The organism is Catellatospora tritici (genome assembly GCF_019083965.1).
GTDB classification, from domain to species: domain Bacteria; phylum Actinomycetota; class Actinomycetes; order Mycobacteriales; family Micromonosporaceae; genus Catellatospora; species Catellatospora tritici.
This window is the reverse complement of sequence record NZ_JAHRCY010000007.1, coordinates 19,854-37,581: the sequence shown is the minus strand read 5'-3', so window position 1 is coordinate 37,581 and position 17,728 is coordinate 19,854. Positions and strand designations below refer to the sequence as shown.

Annotated in this window: 15 protein-coding genes and 1 pseudogene; 9 read left to right on the top strand and 7 right to left on the bottom strand. The window is 67.0% G+C overall.

What is annotated here, in order from left to right; translation table 11 throughout:
• The first annotated feature begins 230 nt into the window (after window positions 1-230).
• A pseudogene (locus KUA19_RS17180) lies at window positions 231-1,080 on the top strand (IS5 family transposase).
• 274 nt (window positions 1,081-1,354) lie between these two features.
• Here KUA19_RS17180 and KUA19_RS17175 read toward each other — a convergent pair.
• Window positions 1,355-2,443, bottom strand: coding sequence for a hypothetical protein (locus KUA19_RS17175; protein WP_217397020.1), 1,089 nt, complete (start codon window positions 2,441-2,443; stop codon window positions 1,355-1,357).
• Between the two features lie 155 nt (window positions 2,444-2,598).
• Between KUA19_RS17175 and KUA19_RS17170 the strand changes: the two genes are divergently transcribed.
• Together KUA19_RS17170 and KUA19_RS17165 are read left to right on the top strand one after the other, a co-directional pair.
• Window positions 2,599-3,939: a pentapeptide repeat-containing protein gene (locus tag KUA19_RS17170; RefSeq protein WP_217397019.1), complete on the top strand. Its 1,341-nt coding sequence runs from the start codon at window positions 2,599-2,601 to the stop codon at window positions 3,937-3,939.
• 71 nt (window positions 3,940-4,010) lie between these two features.
• A complete protein-coding gene (locus KUA19_RS17165) occupies window positions 4,011-4,592 on the top strand; it encodes a transposase (RefSeq protein WP_302499232.1) in 582 nt (193 codons plus the stop codon).
• 30 nt (window positions 4,593-4,622) lie between these two features.
• Here KUA19_RS17165 and KUA19_RS17160 read toward each other — a convergent pair whose 3' ends face one another.
• The 3 genes from KUA19_RS17160 to KUA19_RS17150 all read right to left on the bottom strand — a co-directional run bounded on the left by KUA19_RS17160 (window position 4,623) and on the right by KUA19_RS17150 (window position 9,657).
• Complete coding sequence (locus tag KUA19_RS17160; protein WP_217397017.1) at window positions 4,623-7,118, bottom strand: DEAD/DEAH box helicase family protein; 2,496 nt, start codon at window positions 7,116-7,118, stop codon at window positions 4,623-4,625.
• Between the two features lie 682 nt (window positions 7,119-7,800).
• Window positions 7,801-9,144: an MFS transporter gene (locus tag KUA19_RS17155; RefSeq protein ID WP_217397016.1), complete on the bottom strand. Its 1,344-nt coding sequence runs from the start codon at window positions 9,142-9,144 to the stop codon at window positions 7,801-7,803.
• A 324-nt stretch (window positions 9,145-9,468) separates the two neighbouring features.
• A complete protein-coding gene (locus KUA19_RS17150; protein WP_217397015.1) occupies window positions 9,469-9,657 on the bottom strand; it encodes a hypothetical protein in 189 nt (62 codons plus the stop codon).
• Between the two features lie 707 nt (window positions 9,658-10,364).
• On the opposite strand from KUA19_RS17150, the gene KUA19_RS17145 reads away from it, so the two are divergent.
• From KUA19_RS17145 to KUA19_RS17135, 3 genes are all read left to right on the top strand, one after another.
• Entirely contained in the window at window positions 10,365-10,712 is a 348-nt protein-coding gene (locus KUA19_RS17145; RefSeq protein WP_217397014.1) for a hypothetical protein, read from the top strand.
• Window positions 10,713-10,800: 88 nt separating this feature from the next.
• Window positions 10,801-11,010, top strand: coding sequence for a hypothetical protein (locus tag KUA19_RS17140; protein ID WP_217397013.1), 210 nt, complete (start codon window positions 10,801-10,803; stop codon window positions 11,008-11,010).
• A 203-nt stretch (window positions 11,011-11,213) separates the two neighbouring features.
• Window positions 11,214-12,062, top strand: coding sequence for a pentapeptide repeat-containing protein (locus KUA19_RS17135; RefSeq protein ID WP_217397012.1), 849 nt, complete (start codon window positions 11,214-11,216; stop codon window positions 12,060-12,062).
• Here the strand turns inward: KUA19_RS17135 and KUA19_RS17130 are convergent.
• From KUA19_RS17130 to KUA19_RS17120, 3 genes are all read right to left on the bottom strand, one after another.
• On the bottom strand, window positions 12,026-12,991 hold the full coding sequence (locus KUA19_RS17130) for a class I SAM-dependent methyltransferase (RefSeq protein WP_217397011.1): 966 nt from the start codon (window positions 12,989-12,991) through the stop codon (window positions 12,026-12,028). The genes KUA19_RS17135 and KUA19_RS17130 overlap by 37 nt on opposite strands.
• 102 nt (window positions 12,992-13,093) lie before the next feature.
• Window positions 13,094-14,395 (bottom strand): MFS transporter, encoded by a 1,302-nt coding sequence (locus KUA19_RS17125; protein ID WP_308167483.1) that lies wholly within the window; start codon window positions 14,393-14,395, stop codon window positions 13,094-13,096.
• 60 nt (window positions 14,396-14,455) lie between these two features.
• A complete protein-coding gene (locus KUA19_RS17120; protein WP_254549591.1) occupies window positions 14,456-14,953 on the bottom strand; it encodes an NUDIX domain-containing protein in 498 nt (165 codons plus the stop codon).
• A 77-nt stretch (window positions 14,954-15,030) separates the two neighbouring features.
• Here KUA19_RS17120 and ku point away from each other — a divergent pair, with 77 nt between their 5' ends.
• From ku to ligD, 3 genes are read left to right on the top strand one after another with little or no spacing between them, the layout of a single operon-like run.
• Window positions 15,031-16,035: a non-homologous end joining protein Ku gene (gene ku / locus KUA19_RS17115; protein WP_217397010.1), complete on the top strand. Its 1,005-nt coding sequence runs from the start codon at window positions 15,031-15,033 to the stop codon at window positions 16,033-16,035.
• 11 nt (window positions 16,036-16,046) lie between these two features.
• Window positions 16,047-16,874, top strand: coding sequence for an ATP-dependent DNA ligase (locus tag KUA19_RS17110; protein WP_217397009.1), 828 nt, complete (start codon window positions 16,047-16,049; stop codon window positions 16,872-16,874).
• Entirely contained in the window at window positions 16,864-17,685 is an 822-nt protein-coding gene (ligD, locus tag KUA19_RS17105) for a non-homologous end-joining DNA ligase (protein WP_217397008.1), read from the top strand. The genes KUA19_RS17110 and ligD overlap by 11 nt, the downstream gene beginning before the upstream one ends.
• The last annotated feature ends 43 nt before the right edge of the window (window positions 17,686-17,728 follow it).

Here is a 17,728-nt window from a genome sequence, read left to right as displayed (position 1 = left end):
TTTATGTACAAGGTTACGGTCCGATGCGGCCTGGTCTGGAGAATATCGCCTCAAACCGGCTACTTTCGTGGAATCGCTTCCCTTGGTTGGTCCGCGTAGCGGCTGCAGTGGATTGTTAGAGCGACCGGCAGTGGGTAGCGATTCGGACAGACGACTGGTCGGGGGTAGCAAACAGGCACGGGACCGATCGATCATGGAGTTCTCTACGCTCAGTGATCGACAGGAGTCCCGTGCCTGCCCTGCCATCATCGCTGTTGAACCCCGTCTGGGTCGAATTCGCCGCGCTGCTGCCGCAGCGGCCGGAGTTCGACCCCACCCACCCGTTGGGCTGCCACCGCCGCCGCGTCCCCGACCGCGTCGTGTTCGAGCACGTCATCGACGCACTGGTCCACGGGTCGGGCTACGAACGCATCGCGACCATCCGATGTTCGGACCGCACGATCCGCCGGGGCTCAAGATTTGGGCGGCGGCCGGGATCGGTCAGAAGCTCCACGCCCTGGCCCTGGCCGCCTACGACCATATGATCGGCCTGTCGTTGCAGGACCCTGCCGTGGACGGGCGATCACCAAGGCGCCCTGCGGCGGCGAACGGGCCGGACGCTCACCGGTCGATCGTGGCAAAGGCGGCTTGAAGCGCTCCACGCAGGTCGAAGGCGACGGCATACCCCTGGGCGTGGTGTCCGCACCGGCCAACCGGCACGACAGCCCACTGCTGGAACCCACGATCACAGCCGCGGCCGTCCAGGTCGGTCCGATGCCCGCCGGCGCGGCCATGCACCTGGACCGCGCCTACGACAACAAACCGACCCGCGAACTACTCGACGAGCGGGAACTGCATGGCGAGATCGCCCGCAAGGGCGTGCCCGCACCGATCCAGGTCGGTAAACGCTGGGTGGTGGAACGCACGAACTCGTGGATGGACGGCTACGGCCAGATCCGCCGCTGCACCGACCGCGACGCGAAGATCGTGGACTTCTACCTGTACCTGGCAGCCGCCTTCGCCACCGTACGTCAACTCATCCGCCGCACCCGAACCCTCTACCGCTGGGACACCCGCCCCACCACCCGACGCCTGAAGTAGCACCTACTGCCGGTCGCTCTTAGGTCTTGAAGACCGCTATGGCACCCAGGCCGCCATGATCATGCCTCACGGCGCAGCTTAGCGAGGTGCGGTCTACGACGGGATCCGCCCTATTCACCGCCTCGGCCACCGGCGGCCAACGGCGGAATGCCAACCCAGCAGGAAACGGCCGACAACGGCGCGCCGTCTGATGACGCAGGTCAAGGCCATGATCGAAGCACGACGGGAACCCGTACGGAACGCCGGCGTTTGAGATGAGACTTGCTGTGTTCGTTCATGGTCGGGTCCAGACTGCCATCATGTGACGGCGGGCGGCATCGGGTGCGCCGATGGTGCCGAAGGAGCCGTCCTCTTGCAGGTAAATGCAGTCGATGCCGTAGCGGTGGAGCAGCTGAACGCTGTGGCCTTGGGGCTGGCCGGGAAAGAGCGCCCCCAGCTTGGCTACGGGCGCAGGACTGTGCAAGACGTAGTCGAGCAGCTGAGCTAGTGCCTGACGGACATGGTGGTGGCTATTGCGACTCTTCGCTTCCACGATCTCGGCGCCCTCAGGTCCAGCCTCATAGAAGTCGGCCACGCCGTAGGGGATACGCAGTGTCGTCCGAGAGCTGCTCGGCAGGCTAGCCCGATAGAGCTCCAGCAGTAGCGCCTCGGCGCGATTTACCAGGGCCGTGCCTGCCTGGCGGTTGTAGCTTGTGCTCTTGGTCTTGACGGCCTCCGCGGCCACCACCCGACCCAAACGCTCGGTGAGCCGTTCCACGAGTCTTTGTTCGTCTGCGGCCTCGGCTTGCGCCGCCGTCACGGTGCGGATGTTTAACCCCTCAAGGACCATCTCCCCCGCGTCGGGCTTCAGGAAGCGCAAACCCATGAAATTGTCACCCTCGTTAAACCCAGGCAGCTTCCAGACTTCCTGGTACCCCACACCGATCAGCTGCTGGAATGACAGAAGGCTGTAGATGTTGTTGTAACTGCCGTTGATCGGATGCCGACTCCACATGCTGTCGCCGAAGACCGCGTTCTGGAGACTTACGCCCACCTCGCCGACAGCTCGGATGAGCTTCCCTCCGGTGAAGAGGACGACGTCACCAGTCGCCAACGAGCGCATCCGTTTGTCATGGTTTCGGGTGGCACCCCAGAAGCGCGCGGTGCCACCGGGATGCATCTCCATCAACGCATCCAAATGTTCCCGGCTCAGGGCATCGACGTAAGGGGACACCGTGAACGGCACTTCCTTGTCGAGCGTGTCCCTCCAATGTTTCTTCGCCGCATCCTTACCGAAAGACGGCTGGATTATTACTTGAGGCATGGAAGCCACCTCTTCTCGACGGTGATCGGCATACGATAATGCGGACCAGGTGCCGGACACAGACCTCCTGGGTTCAGAGCCGCTGCGCCATTGCTTGTCGGGGCGCCGCCACGACCGGTCGTCCTCAACCTCCTGATGCCTCGGGCGACGTGGCTCATCATGGCCCATCCCACTGACAAGAACACCGTCGTGGCCGATCCGGCAGGGTGTTCAGCTTGGCTACAAAGGATGACGTGTTTCCTCGATGGTTGAAGAGCCGTGACACGGACAGGGCCGCAGACTTGGTCCGGTTTCCGATCGCCCTCGCCGCAGTGATCATGTCTGCGTTCATCGTGCTCAGTGGTGCCGGATTGCTCCTTTGGCTCGGGCTGGGATCACCACCGATCGGTGCGGCCGCCCCGCCCGCCTCCATGGGCTCCGGAAGTCCTGGGCCAGTGTCAACGGCTCAGCTGACTACGCAGGACCAACTGAACCTGGTGCAGATCGCTCTTATCATCACCGGCGGGCTCGGCGGTGTTGTCGCCCTGGTCGTTGCCTACCGCAAGCAGCGAATCGCGGAGGACGCGCACCGCTGGGCAGACGAAGCCAACCGGCGAGCGGTCGAAGCCAGCAAGCGGGATGACACAAGGTTGTTCAACGAGCGGTTCACCACCGCTAGCGCTCAGTTAGGTCACGAATCAGCCGCAGTCCGCCTGGCTGGCGTCTATGCAATCGCTGGCCTCGCCGATGACTGGGAAGCGGGACGGCAGACCTGCATTGACGTCTTGTGTGCCTACTTGCGCATGCCCTACCAACCCGACGCAGAGGCGACCGTCGGCCCAACTTGGAAAGAGGGTGAACGCGAGGTCCGGTGGTCCATCATCAGCATCATCAGTGACCGTCTACGGGACTACCCAGAAGACATCGATCGACAGAACCGAACCTGGCAGGGCCATAACCTCGACTTCACCGGGGCAGTCTTCGACGGGGGCGACTTCTCTCGGGCGAACTTCACAGGCTTGACCAAGTTCAATCATGCGACGTTCATGGACGGCATAGTCGGTTTCACATCTGCGACGTTCTCCACCGGCACAGTCATGTTCGATGGCTCCACGTTCTCGGGCGGCATGGTTACGTTCGAGGGGGCGAAGTTCAGCGGTGGCAGGGTGGTCTTCACATTAGCCACGTTCTCTGGAGGGATTGTCAGGCTCGACAGGGCAAAGTTCTCCGATGGCGTCGTGGGGTTCACGGCGGCGAAGTTTTCCGGTGCCGACGTCACATTTAGTAAGGCACGGTTTCACGGCAGCAAGGTCGGGTTCCTGATGGCGAAGTTTTCCGGTGGCCGGGTGGGGTTCGACCGAGCATCGTTCTCCGGCGGAACGGTTCAGTTTTCCGAGGTGACGTTCGACGGAGGCACGCTCGATCTATCGAACGTCGGCGAGTACGGGACTCCAGCGATCTTCGACAAATGGTCGACTCCACCGCAGGGTTTGATCCTCCCGCCTGCCGCAAACGCTAAGGCCGCCGGTAACCGGCAAAAGCAGAAAGATGCTGCGGCGGACCGAGTGACGAACTGAGTGACTACCTCTCCGCACGGCGGCGGACAACTACGTACACCCACAGACTATTAAGGCAGGTAAGACCGCGCATGACAGGAGATCAAGAACCTCTGAAGCTGCTTGACACGGAAGTGCTCCATGCCGGCTGGGCCGAACAAGGCCGCCCGCAGCGGCTGCCGGCCACCTACCGCCGCACCCACGGTGTGCGGTTCTTCCACGGCTGCTACTCGGTCGGCGACGACAGGCTGTGGGGCGTCAACCGCCGGAGCAAGGGCACCGCGAACATTCTGGCCGCGCTGAGGTCGATCCGCGCCGCGCGGTCCGACGGCGCGCCGATCTACGTGATCCTGGACAACCTGTCCGCGCACAAGGGCGAGAGCATCCGCCACTGGGCGAGGAAGAAACGGGTCGAGCTGTGCTTCACCCCGACCTACGCCTCCTGGGCGAACCCGATCAAGGCCCACTTCGGCCCGCTGCGCCAGTTCACAATCGCGAGCTCCGACCACAGCAACCACACCGCCCAGACCCGGGCATTGCACGCCTACCTGCGCTGGCGCAACGCCAACGCCCGCCATCCCGACGTCCTGGCAGCCCAACGCCGTGAACGCGCCCGCGTCCGCGGGGAGGAGGGCGTCCGCTGGGGCGGACGCCCACTCACCGCAGCGGCCTGACCAACCCGGCAAACGTATGCGGCCAAGACACTAGCTGGCCCTCGTGATTGCACTCCACCGCGGTGCGAAGGCGGGACCGTTAAGCCCGTGAGCGTTGAGTTGCGCAGTCAGGCGGGCCGGGTCGTGAAGGGCGCCATCAGCGGCAATTGCGGATGCGAATGTGCGAACGGCATCGCGTAGAGCGGCGAGCTTATCGAAGGTGATCACCCTTGTGCCTTGCCGCGCCGTCGCCGTGGAGTGCAGGACGTTCGTCTTGTGGACCATCACTGGTATGGGCGAACACGTCGGATCGTACTTGTGGATGAACCAGTCGATCGCATGCGAGAGCTGCGCCGCGTCAGACTTGGCAATGAAGTTTGTCTCGACGCCGCTCTTGCATTCGATCACCAGGAAGTTGAGTCCGCCTAGAAGCCAAAGGACATCGGGGCCTTCTCCAAGGTCGCGTTCTGGACGCTGAGCCAGGAAGCCAAGGTGCAGGCCTAGGTCAAACATGGCCTGTTCGAAGCGGTTCACGGACGTGGCATCGGTGTGTGGGACCAAGTCGTCGAGGATGGCGGCGAATCCGACCTGCATCGCTACGGCGTTGGCGTAGCGGCGGCTCAACTCGTCAGCGAGGTGCTGCCCTTGCTCAGTACTGGTGCGTAGACGGATGTATTCAATGCCATCGCGCGGTTTGAGCAGGGCCCTGTTGTCCGCTTGCGCGGAGACCTGGCGTGACTGAGCCGTCGCGGGGTCCGCGAGGTGCAGGTAAGCGGCTGACTGCTGCTTGAGCCAACCGCGCTGCTTGAGGTCGGTAGTCGTGTCGGCCACGGCCTGGAGAATCTGAGCTGCCTCCCGCGGGCGACCGAGTTCGGCTGCTTGGAACGCCTTGCGCTGGGCGATGGCCTGCGGCGTAATGCGGTCGCCAGAGGGGTAGGCGATGCCATCCAGAACGTCACGGCTAGCGATGATCCAGTCTCGGTCCCGGTTGAGGCACTGGTCGGCGACGGCGGCCATGCTTGAGAACGGCTTGCCGTGAAGCATTTCGGCTACGCCATCCGAGAGTTCAAGTTGGGCTCTCGTTGCGGGGCTAAACTTGGCGAGGCCTGATGCAGTGCGGATGCGCTGTGTCAGCCTTGAGCCGAGCAGGACCACGACGCAGTAGTCATCGTTGGCGCGCACGCCACGGCCCATGCCCTGTTCGATGCGCTGTATCTGCCGTGTCACCATAGCGTCGCTGTCGTCGAGAGTGCGGTATTCCAGGCGGTCGAGAGCACCGTATGCCTCGGGCAAGCCATCGAGCACAAGAATCCGGCAGGCGTCATAAGGCAGATCGATACCGTCATACTTGTTGATGATCAAGGCCAGGCCCACGTGGCCGTTGCGAAGGCTCTTGACGCCTTCCTGGATCGTGTCTTTGTCGTAGATCGCGTCGGCGACGTCATTCCACTGCTCGGCGACCCGCCAGGACGGCACGATAACGACGACGTTGTGACGGCTGGATTGTTCCTTGAGGTAAGTGCGGATGGCGCTCTCGTTTGTTCCCGGAAAAGTCTCGAGCGGAGTGAAGATCATCCTGTCGCCGAGGTCGTCGGCGGTTTTCGGCGTGATCGGTCTGTTTAGGCTGTCGGGCCCAGCGCCGAAGTGTGTCACGAGCACGCCATCGTCTGCCAATGTGGCGGTCAAGTAGATTCGGCGACCAGCGTTAGCAAAGCTTGGGATCTGGTGGATAGGCGGGCAAGGCGGCTGAATCTCGATTGCGGCAGCGGAGATGGCGGCGTTGCAAATGTGGAGGCAATCGGCGAGCAGAGGCCATGAGAATCGGAACTTCTCATCTGTGCGGTGCGGGTGGAGGATCTCAAGGACACGGTCCCGGCGGTCGGCCCAGGCCCAGTATGGAACGGGCAGCGCGACGCTGGGGTCGGCTGCCAGCAGGTCGCGTAGCCCAGGTGCTGACTGGCGTCGCAGGTCGTCTTTGAATAGGTCCAGTAGTTGGTCGTAGGTGGGATGCGCTCGCGGGATTGTCAATGTGAACTGGCTGTCCACCGTCGCCAGACATGCATGGGCGTCGTCGACCAGGATTGCCCCGACTTCGATAATGGGCCGCGTGCTGCCGGCAATACCGAACACTGACATGCCGTTGATGAGTCGATAGACGTTGGTGACCAGTATGGCCTTGCCAGACCGGAAGCGTCCTGAGCCGGGATCATCTGTGGTCTCAATCCCCAGAGCCTGTGCCTCGGCGCGTACCTGGTCGGCTAGAAAATTGTCAGGCGTCAGGTAGACGGCCGGGCCTGCCATTTCGTTAAGGCAGCTCTTGAGCATGAGAAGACCGACCACGGTCTTGCCGCCACCGGTGTTCATCTTGATGACAATGTCTTGGTCGGTCCGGCGCGCGTGCCACTGCTCCCAGACTTCGGTCTGGACATCGCGCGGGTATGTGTACTTCGGGTCCTTGTCCGGCAGCGCCGTGAAGATCCGGCGTGGTTCGGTTGCTGTGTTGGAGGCAGAGCCACGAGCGAGTCTCGTGAAGTCCAGACCGGTCATGATCATCTCCGTGGCGGCTCGGGCAGGGGTGCCTAGGCTGGGATATTAGAGGCCCGAGCGTGATTCACGCTTCGTGGCAGCCTTGGCCCGCACAAATCATGCTCAAGGTTATGACAGGCCCGCTAACTGGCGTGGTGATTGACCCATCTTCCACGCGACTTCGGACCTTCGTCGATGGCGCTGGCCCCGGCACCAGCGAGGGTCGCATCGAGAACGCCGCGCGATCATGTGAGTGGCCCGTACATCGATGCATGACCGCGAACCGAAACCGGGCCACACAGTGGTCTCATTTCCGGTCTCATTCGCCAGCGTATGAGGTCGTTCGCCACGTAACGTGGAGCGCGCGTGGCACTGGCTTTGCACCGCGGGGTTTGTCGGCGGACGAGCGTCCAGGGGGCTCGTAATAACAAGGTCGACGGTTCGATTCCGTCAGGCGGCTCGGTGACGAAAGCCCCAGGTCAGAACTCTGACCTGGGGCTTTCTGCTGTGCTATGGCCCCGCCCTATCGGCGGTCCCGCACTCTCGGCAGGCCCGCACTCTGGGCGGGCCCCCTCGCTCTATGCGGCCCAAGATCGCTGTCTCAGGTCAGAAGGTCCGGTTCGAGCGCACATTCTGACCTGAGACGGTGATCAACCACGGCGTGACGGCGGGCTGCCGTGGTCAAGAGCCGGGCTGGACCGGGTCAGGCGCCGAGGTCGAGTTCGGCGCGCCGGCCCGGTGGATCGGCTGCGGGACGACGGCGCAGGTCGGCCAGGGCGAAGATCGCGGCAGCCGGGAGCAGGAGCAGACCGCTGGCCGAGATTCCGGCGGGCAGCGAGCCGCGCCCCAGTGCTCCGACCGGCGGCCCGCCCGCGATCTGCCCCAGCGCGTCCACCTGGGCCTGCATCGAGATCACCGTGGCCCGGGTGGCCGACTCGGTCTCCGCGACCAGCAGCGCCGTCAGCAGCGGCCCCACCGCCGTACGCAGCAGCCCCGCCACCAGGTACGCGGCGACCGCCGCCCAAAAGCTCCCGGCCAGCGCGAACGCCACGACCGCCAGCGCGGCCCCGGCCTCCAGCCAGGCGAGCAGTCGCCCGATCGGCCGGGCCCGGGTGAGGTCCACCCGTCGCCGGATCACCTCGGTCACCGCGACCGAGCCGAGCATCGCCGCCACCGTGCCCAGCCCGAGCCATACCAGCGGCGACAACGCGGTGGGAAAGCGCAGGTCGGCCAGGAAGTGCGGCTGCGACAGCCGGTCGAACCCCTCGCTGCTCATGGCGAGGAACAGTGTCGCGCCGACCAGACTCAGCAGTGCCGGACTGCGTCGAATGACCTTGAACCCGGCCCGGACCTGCCCGCCCATCGACCTGACCGCGGCACCCATCGCCGAGGCGGCCTCGGTCGACCCGACATGACCGGCTGCTTCGTCGTCCCTGGTCCTCGTATCGATGGGAGAAGTGCCGTCCGTGGGGTGGGGCGAAAGGGCGGCGCGGGCAGGGGTGAAGTGCTGTTCGGGCATGGTCAGGGCGAGTAGGACGCCCAGGGCCAGGGTCACCCCGGCGCCGACGACGATGGGCAGCGCCAGGTCGAGTGAGGCCAGGGCGACGGCCGCGCCGATGCCAAGCACCCCGCCGAGCTGGGCGAGCTGGCCGCCCCGGGCGAACGCGGGCCCGGCCCGGTCGGCGCCGAGTTCGTCACCGGCCCAGGCTTCGAGGGCGCCGTCGACGCAGACCGCGCCGATGGCCCAGACGACGTTGGCGGCGAGGATCGCGGCGTACGTGGGGACCAGGCCCCACAGCAGCAGTCCCGCGCCCATGAGCAGGTAACCGATGATCACTGAAAGCCGCCTGCTGTACAGGTCGGCGATGACGCCCGTGGGCACCTGGGCGGCGAAGCAGACCGCCTCCATCAGGGTGCCGACGAGGATGAGCTGCAACGGGTCGAGTCCGATCACCTGCACCTGGTAGACCAGGTTCAGGGTCCACGCGGTGTGGCCCGCGAACGAGCCGACGGCGCTGAGCAGCAGAAAGATGCGGTACGCGGACATGCGTCTCCGAAGGTGGTCGGGATGGGGAATCCCGGTGCCGGAGACGGCGAACAGGCGGAGAGGTCAGCAGACCCGAGCGGTCGCCACGGCACCGGTGGACGCGGTGGTGCGGGCGAACCTCATCGGGGGCTCCTCTCGGTGGTCCGGCCTCTGACCGTAGCGGCGTGGGTCGGCTCGGTAAAGCGGTATCAGGCCGAGGATCGTGCCGGACTCGTGCGTTCCCGGCCGCGGCGTCGGTTCGGCCGCGACCGTCGGCTGCCCGCCACCGGGCAGGCGATGTGTCGGTGGGTCAGCCCTTCGTTCGGTCGGTCAAGCGAGACAGCGTCAGAGGAAACGGATCTTCTGCTGCTGCCCGTCCGGTCCGATGACGGTCAGGGTGTCGTCGACGCTCAGGTCGAGAAAGGCCTTGTAGACCTGGACCGCCCGGTTCAGCGCGTCGGTGCGGGAGTCGCCGGTCCGTTGGGTGATCTCTTCGAGGGCGGCGATGGCGCGTGGCACCAGGTTCGCGGTCACGCGGGTGAGTCCACCGGCAGGGGCAGACTGGTCGCCCGACGCCTTGCCATCTCGGGTCTCGGGATGTGGAGTGTCGGAATTCTGCATGGCGGTGCCTTCCTGTATCGGAGAGGACACCCTCTGTAGCAGACTCATCGGGTCCATCTCCTTGCCGTCGCGGGTTCGGGGGTGGCCGGAGCGGCGTCCTTCGCGGGGCGCCGCTTTTCGTGCTGGCTCACTGATCGTGCTCGGGCACTGTCTAAGTGTACATGATCGACAACTTCTGTGTGACTGTCTGCTGCCTCATGGGGACACGTTGTGCACCGTAGCCGTCAGCGTGTCGCACATTATGTGCGACATTCACGTATCAGACTAGCCGCAAACAGCCCGTGCGGTCTACCGCTCTTGATCGGCAACCAGCCCACTGACGCTGCCGTCTCATCGGGACGGCTGGTGGCGTTGTCCGACTGGCCTGCGCGTTCGAACGTGCGTGCATCGACGCGCTATCGTTCGGGCGATGGGGTGAGGGGCACACATCCCCGTCACGTGGCACAAACGAGATGTGCGTGAAGCACAAATAAAACGCTCATCTTGTTGACGTAAAATGTGCTCATCTGTTGTAGGCTACTCAGCGTGACATCGACCTAATGCCTCCAAGATCGATACATCACGACGAGTAGCGGCGGCTCGGCCGCATGGGTGCGAAAACTAGGAAGGATCTGCTGGGCATGGCAGATGCAGAGCACGGCCAGCCACAACAGGACGGCGGGGAGCTGGACCTGGGGCACGAGACCCCATCCCCGCGTGCCGAGGTCCATGAAGTACGGGACGAACTGCAGCTCGCAGTACCCGGCGGGCGCTTCGACCTCAAGCTCAAGGGAGGGCTGCTTCCCGCGATCGAGTTCGCGCTCATCTGCGGCGTGGCCTACTGGTTCGCCGCCACGACCGTGTCGCTCTGTCGCGAGAACCAGGCCCCCGGCTGGGTCGTCACGGTGGCGGCGCCCGCCGTCCTGATCGGCGTCATCGGCGCCGGGCTGGCCTGGCTGAAGTACCGCCTGAACAACCGCGCCAAGTGAGAGTGGACCGGGTCGGCCTCCCCCGACCCGGTACCTCGGCCGGCCCCGGCCGAAACCATCAGCCCGCCGACAGCGGAGGAGACAGTCAATGCTCCACAAGGTTTTCATCGAGACCATGCCCGTGCAGCGCTGGATCCTGCGCGTCGTGCGCGGGGCATACTGCGGGGACTATCCGGTCGAAGGCTGGGAGGAGCTCCAGCGGACGCTGGACCTGCTGCGTACCGACCCGGACGCGGCCTTCAGCCTCGACTGGCTCCCGAGCCGCGACCGAGGCGCCGAGTCGGCGGCGGTGCGGTGATGCCCGCGCCCCGCGGCGGCGCGCTGGTCGACCTGCTGCGACGGCCCGCGTTGGTCGTCGGTCTCAGGCTGCTCGGTGACCACCTCGCCGACCTCCGCCGGGCCTGGTCCCGCCGCGGGGAACGGACACTCTCCGCGACCGGGGCGGCACTGGCTCCTCGCTCATTTGACTACTCTCGGCAACACTTCCATGACCGTCATGCGATGGCGGCGGAGCTGTTGCACGGCACCGACTACGTCCGGGCCATGGTGGGGTTGCACGAGATGGCCCGGCTCGCCGACGAGTGGCCCGACGGGCGGCAGGCGTGCGTGGACGAGATCTGCGCGCACCTGCGCCGACCCGCGCGGTCCTGGTCGGCCGCCGACCGGGTGCTGCGCAGGCAGGCTGTGGCCCTGCTCGCCGCCCGGCTGCGGCCGCAGGCCAAGATCTCCTGGCAGGGTTGCGACCTCGACCTGCAGGGAGCGGTCCTCGACGGGTGCAGCTTCGTGGGCGCCCGCTTCTCGGCTGGGCGCGTCGACTTCGGCGGCGCCGAGTTCAGCGGCGACCCGGTGTACTTCACCGACGTCGAGTTCGCCGGGGCCGTGGTCAGCTTCGTCGGCGCCCGCTTCGCGAGCCGGGTGGAGTTCACCGGGGCGGTCTTCGGCGGCGGCGTGGTCGACTTCGGCGGCGCGAAGTTCGCCGACGGCACGACCGACCTGTCGTTCACCATCTTCCGACGCGGCATCGTCGAGTTCACGGGGGCGGTCTTCGGCGGTGCTCGGGTCGACTTCTTCGGCGCCCGGTTCTGCGGTGCGCAGGTGGTCTTCCAGCAGGCCCGCTTCGCCGCGGGTGCGGTCCGGTTCACCGGGGTGCGGCTGTCCGGCGGTCGGCTGTCCTTTCGGGGCATGTCGTTGACCGCCTGCGCGGTGGACTTCGCCAACGCCAGTCATACCGGCGGCGTCGTGGTCTTCTCGCCCGGACCGATCTCCGACGCGCTGCCGTCCGCCGGTCGGTCGTGGCGCCGACGGAGCCGGGCTCAGGCGGGGACGACGAAGTCCCAGAACGCGCCCTGACGTGGATAGACGATCTGGCAACGGCCGCAGGAGGCCGTGTCGGCGGTCCAGTCGAGGCGACTGACGCACTGGGGACAGACCACGCGGCGGGCCAGGTCGGCCACGTGCGGGGCGAGCTCGTCGCCGTGCTGGCGGAGTTTGTCGTACGCCGGGGCGGCCGGATCGTTGCGGCGGCCGAGCACGAACTGGCTGGGGCCCCACCAGCCCCGACCCGCCTTCTGTGCGACGACCTCCATGCCGTGCACCAGCGGCCGGGCCAGCCTGGTGGCCTTGGCCGGGGCGACCTTCTCCCACTGGCGGAAGTTGTTGACGCTGGCGCCGAGCGCGGTGCGCCAGCCCATCCCGCTGAGCCGGGCCCGAACGGCGCGCAGCTGGAAGTTCCAGTACGGCTCCTCGACGCCCATCGCGACCGGCTCCGGCCCGCGTACGTGGCGCAGGTTGCCGCCCTTGAGGCCGCGAGCCAGCCCCAGCACGTGGTGCTTGATCGGCACGTCGATCAGCCACTGACCGCCGATGGTGCGGCTCATCTCGGTCAGACCGCGGTCGAGGTCGGACAGGTGGTGCAGCACCCGGACGACCATGGCGGCGTCGAAGGCGAAGTCGCGGAACGGGATGCGGTACAGGTCGCAGCGGATCAGGTGCAGGCGGCCGGTGGCCACCTCGGCGGCGTAACGGTCGCCGGCGTTGCGCAGGTTGGTCGCCGAGTAGTCCATGATCACCGAGTGCTCGGCGTGCGGCAGGTAGTGCCCGGCGTTACGGCCGAAGGCGCCGCCGAAGTCGGCGAACCAGCGCGGACGGCCGAGTTTGGGCACCAGGCGCCGCAGCACGCGATCCTCGGCCCAGAACTCGTAGTCCCGGCCGGACCAGTAGCTCCGGTAGTCGTAGCCGTTGGCGTCGTAGTCGATGACCTCGACAGGTTTCGTCTGCATACGACCGCTCCGCTCCGTTTAGCCGGTATGACCCGTCCTTAGGTTAAGCGACCTATAGCGACATATTCGGGCGAACGCGCGGTCGGGCAGGTCAGCCGCGCGTCACGCGGGGACGGCGGCCACCTCGGGTTCACCCGCACGGACGAGTTCGGCGCGCGCCTGCTCCTCGGCGTGCTTGCGGGCGAGACCGTCGCGACCGTCGTACTTCCAGAAGCTCGGCAGCAGCCCGGCCAGCACGCCCGTGCCCGCCACACAGAGCACGCCGCCCCAGATCACGGCGCCGCTGTAGCCCCAGTGGCGGGCACTCAGCCCCGCCCGGGTCTGGCCCAGCATCGGCCCGGTCAGGTAGGACAGCATCTCGATCCCGGCCAGGCGGCCGCGCAGGAAGTCCGGAATTGTCTGATTCCAGATAGTCGCCCGGAAGAGGCCGGAGATCATGTCGGCGCCACCCGCGACGGCCAGGCCGATCAGGGCCAGCCACAGCTGGTCGGAGACGCCGAACAGCACGATGCCCAGACCCCAGGCGCCCGCGGCCAGCAGCACCGCCCGCCCGTGCCGGTGCACCCGGGTCGTCCAGGACGAGGTCAGCGTGACCAGCATCGAGCCGATCGCCAGCGCGGCGTAGAACAGGCCGAGCACCGACGGGCCACCGAAGCGGTCGGCCACCCACGGGTAGAGCGCGACCGGGAAGGCGAAGAACATCGCGTTGATGTCCACCAGGTACGTACCGATCAGCTCGGGGCGGCTCTTGGCGTACTTGATGCCGTCGGCGACCGAGCGCAGCGACGGGCGGTCGGCCGCCTCCGGCGGGGCCACCGCGCGCACCATCGAGAAGCAGAGCAACGACACCACGAAGGTGGCCAGGTCGAAGCCGAACACCCAGGCCACGCTCAGGTTGGCCAGCATCACCCCGGCCAGGGTCGGGGCGGCGATCTGCGCCACCTGGTAGCGCAGCGAGTTCAGCGCCGCCACCGCCGACATCTGCTCCGGCGCGGCCAGGCGCGGCATCATCGAGTCCATCGCGGGGCGATGGATGCCGTCGACGGCCGCGGTCAGGCCCGCGACGAGGAACATCACCCAGATCTTGGGGCCGATCAACGCGTTGAGCAGCAGGACGCCGGTCAGCGCCGCCAGCGCCATCTCGGCCCAGAAGACCAGCTTGCGGCGGTCCACATAGTCGGCCAGGGCGCCGCCGACGAAGGCCATGAACACCAGCGGAGCCAGCTCGACCACGCCCAGCAGTCCCACGATCAGCGGGTCACCGGTCATCTGCTTGAGCTGGATCGGCACCGAGACATACGTGATCATCGAGCCGAAGCTGCTCACCCCGGCCGCCGTGTACACCAGCCGGTAGTCGCGTCCGCGCAGCGGCGACAGGTCCAGGGAGAGGCGCTTCTTCGTCACGAGGCCCGATGGTCTCTCGTGACCAGGCAGAACGGCAAGCGGATTAGATCGTGGCGACCCTCAGTCGACGAAGATCTCGCCGGTCTGCTCGAACCGGGCGAGGTGCTCCAGGGTCCAGGTCACCGCGCCGGAGGTGGGCTCGGGCAGCGCGTCGGGGGCGAACCAGCCGCAGTCGGACGCCTCGTACGGGTCGGGGTCGAGTTCGCCGGTGATGTCGGTCAGCAGGTAGGACCCGGAGATGTGCTGGTAGGTGTCGCCGAACACGTTCGTGAAGGTGTACTGCGGGCCGGACAGGAACGCGAACAGGACGGCGTTGCCCGCCTTCAGGCCGGTCTCCTCGAACGTCTCCCGGATCGCGCAGTCGCGCATCGACTCGCCCAGCTCCATCGCGCCCGCCGGGAACGCCCAGTAGCCGTTGTCGGTGCGCTTGATCAGCAGCACCCTGCCCTGCCCGTCGCGGATCACCCCGCGCGCGGCCAGGAAGAACAGGGTCGCGCTGCCCATGGCCGCCCGCACCCTGCCGTGGTACGAGTTGTACCAATCCTCGTCGGAGCCCATGAACGTCAACAGTAGAGCCCGCCCGGTTCTGGCGGTACCGGCCACCCGTGGGGTCATACCGTGGCAATGTTGCCCTTATGAGGGCGATCTGGAAGGGCGCCGTCTCGTTCGGCCTGGTGTCGATCTCGGTGAAGCTCTACTCCGCAACGGAGGAGAAGGACATCCGGTTCCACCAGGTGCACCGGGCCGACGGCGGGCGGATCAAGTACCAGCGCGTCTGCTCGCTCGACGGCGAGCAGGTCAGCTACGACCAGATCGCCAAGGGGTTCGACGTCGGCGGCGGCGAGATCGTGGTGCTCACCGACGACGACTTCAAGAACCTGCCGCTGACCACGTCGCGGGCCATCGAGGTGCTGGAGTTCGTGCCCAACGAGCAGATCGACCCGATCCTCTACGACAAGGCCTACTTCCTGGAGCCTGACGGCGCCGCCGGGGTCAAGCCGTACCTGCTGCTGCGTGAGGCGCTGGCGCACGTGGACCGGGTCGCGGTGGTCAAGGTGGCGCTGCGCCAGCGCGAGACCCTGGCCACGGTACGGGTGCACGAGGGCGTGCTGGTCCTCAACACCATGCTGTGGCCGGACGAGGTGCGCGAGGCGGCGTTCGACTTCCTCGACGACGACCTCAAGCTGCGCCCGCAGGAGATCAAGATGGCCGCGTCGCTGGTCGACTCGATGTCGGGTGACTTCCATCCGGAGGAGTTCACCGACCAGTACCGCGAGGCGCTGCAGCAGGTGATCGACGTCAAGATCGGCAAGCAGGACACGGTGGTGCAGCCGACCACCGAGGAGCCGATCGCACCCACGATCGACCTGATGGCCGCCCTGCGCGAGTCGGTGGAACGGGCCCGCGCGGCCCGCGGCGGGGCCAAGCCCGAGGAGAAGGCCGCCGAGATCAAGGGCACCCACGCCACGGTCACGCCGATCAAGAAGGCCAAGAAGTCCGTGCCCGCCAAGGAGGCCACCTCGGCAGGGTCTGTGCGCGGCGCCGCTTCGACGGCGAAGAAGTCGACCGAGCCCGCCAAGGCCGCGGCCAAGAAGACCACCGCCAAGAAGACCCCGGCGAAGAAGGCCAAGGCCGCTTGATCATCGCGCCGATGCTGGCCACCGCGGGCCCGTTGCCCACCGGCCCCGACTGGGCGTACGAGGTGAAGTGGGACGGCTTTCGCGCCGTCTACGCCGACGGCCACTTCTACGGCCGCTCCGGCCGCCGCCTGACCGGCCCGAGACTGCCCGCGCTCACCGAGGTGGTCGACGGCGAACTGGTCGCCTTCGACGCCCACGGCATGCCCAGCTTCCAGGCCATGCAGCAGGGCCGCCCCGCCGCGTACGTGGCCTTCGACGTCATCCGCCCCGACCTGCCCTGGAGCAGCCGCCGCGAGCTGCTGGCCGAGCTGGACCTGTCGGTGTCACCGAGCTTCGACGACGGCGAGGCGACCGTGGCCGCCGCCCGCGAGCTGGGGCTGGAGGGCGTGGTGGCCAAGCGGCGGTCCTCGCGCTACCAGCCGGGCGTCCGGTCGCCGGACTGGATCAAGTGGAAGTTCGTGCACACCGCCGACTTCGTCATCGGCGGCTGGCGGCCCGGTGCCCGTCCGCTGGGTGCCCTGCTCGTCGGCACGCCGCTGCCCGACGGGCGGCTACGCTACCGCGGCCGGGTCGGCGGTGGCCTGACCGTACGCGACGAGCGGGCGCTGCTGCCCGTGCTGCGGGAGCTGGCCCGGCCCGAGTCGCCGTTCGAGCCGCCGGCCGAGTCCGGCACCTGGGTGGAGCCGCTGCTGGTGGTGGAGGTGCGCTACACCGAGATCACGCCCGACGGCCGCCTGCGCTTCCCCTGCTTCCTGCGGATGCGCCCGGACAAGCTGCCCACCGACTGCACCGACCCTGTCTCCGCGGGCCCCGCCGAGGACGGCACCGATGCGTACTGAGGTCGACGGCCGCCAGCTCACCCTCAGCAACCTGGACAAGGCGCTCTACCCCGACGGCACCACCAAGGCCGAGGTGATCGACTACTACCTGCGCATCGCCCCGGTGCTGCTGCCGCATCTGGCCGACCGCTCGTTGACCCGCATCCGCTTCCCCGACGGCGCCGACCGGCCGGGCTTCTTCGAGAAGAACGCCCCCGCCAACCATCCGTCCTGGGTGCCCCTCGCCCCCGACGGCCTGATCGTCTGCCAGGAACCCGCCACCCTGGTCTGGCTGGCCAACCTCGCCGCCCTGGAACTGCACACGCACCAGTGGCGTGTCGGCGCCCCCGGCCCCGACCGGGTCGTGTTCGACCTCGATCCCGGCCCGCCCGCCGGACTCGACGAGTGCCGCGCGGTCGCGTTGGCCCTGCGCGACCGCCTCGCCGTCGACGGCCGCGAGGCCTATCCGAAGACCTCCGGTCGCAAGGGCATGCAGGTCACGGCCGCGTTCGAGGGCGGCTTCGACGACGTCATGAACTACGCCCGGGGTATCGCGGCGGAGTTCGCCGCCGCGGCGAAGGACATGGTCACCGACCAGATGGCCAAGGAACTGCGTCCCGGCAAGGTCTTCATCGACTGGAGCCAGAACAACCAGGCCAAGACCACTGTCTGCGTCTACTCCCTGCGCGCCGGGCCCGTGCCCACCGTCTCCACCCCGCTGACCTGGGACGAAGTCGCCGCGGGCGACTTCACCGCCGAGGACTTCACCCCCACCGAAGTCCTCGCCCGCACCGCCCGCCTCGGCGACCTGCACCACGGCTTGCTGCCCTGACCGGTCTCGCCTCGCGCTGTTCGCCGACGTCGCCGACACGTGT

Bases quoted from the DNA above. Each gene is read 5' to 3' on its own strand.
- KUA19_RS17165 (WP_302499232.1), top strand. From the start codon at position 4,011: ATGACAGGAGATCAAGAACCTCTGAAGCTGCTTGACACGGAAGTGCTC.
- KUA19_RS17160 (WP_217397017.1), bottom strand. From the start codon at position 7,118: ATGACCGGTCTGGACTTCACGAGACTCGCTCGTGGCTCTGCCTCCAAC.
- KUA19_RS17155 (WP_217397016.1), bottom strand. From the start codon at position 9,144: ATGTCCGCGTACCGCATCTTTCTGCTGCTCAGCGCCGTCGGCTCGTTC.
- KUA19_RS17145 (WP_217397014.1), top strand. From the start codon at position 10,365: ATGGCAGATGCAGAGCACGGCCAGCCACAACAGGACGGCGGGGAGCTG.
- KUA19_RS17140 (WP_217397013.1), top strand. From the start codon at position 10,801: ATGCTCCACAAGGTTTTCATCGAGACCATGCCCGTGCAGCGCTGGATC.
- KUA19_RS17135 (WP_217397012.1), top strand. From the start codon at position 11,214: ATGGCGGCGGAGCTGTTGCACGGCACCGACTACGTCCGGGCCATGGTG.
- KUA19_RS17130 (WP_217397011.1), bottom strand. From the start codon at position 12,991: ATGCAGACGAAACCTGTCGAGGTCATCGACTACGACGCCAACGGCTAC.
- KUA19_RS17120 (WP_254549591.1), bottom strand. From the start codon at position 14,953: ATGGGCTCCGACGAGGATTGGTACAACTCGTACCACGGCAGGGTGCGG.
- ku (WP_217397010.1), top strand. From the start codon at position 15,031: ATGAGGGCGATCTGGAAGGGCGCCGTCTCGTTCGGCCTGGTGTCGATC.
- KUA19_RS17110 (WP_217397009.1), top strand. From the start codon at position 16,047: ATGCTGGCCACCGCGGGCCCGTTGCCCACCGGCCCCGACTGGGCGTAC.
- ligD (WP_217397008.1), top strand. From the start codon at position 16,864: ATGCGTACTGAGGTCGACGGCCGCCAGCTCACCCTCAGCAACCTGGAC.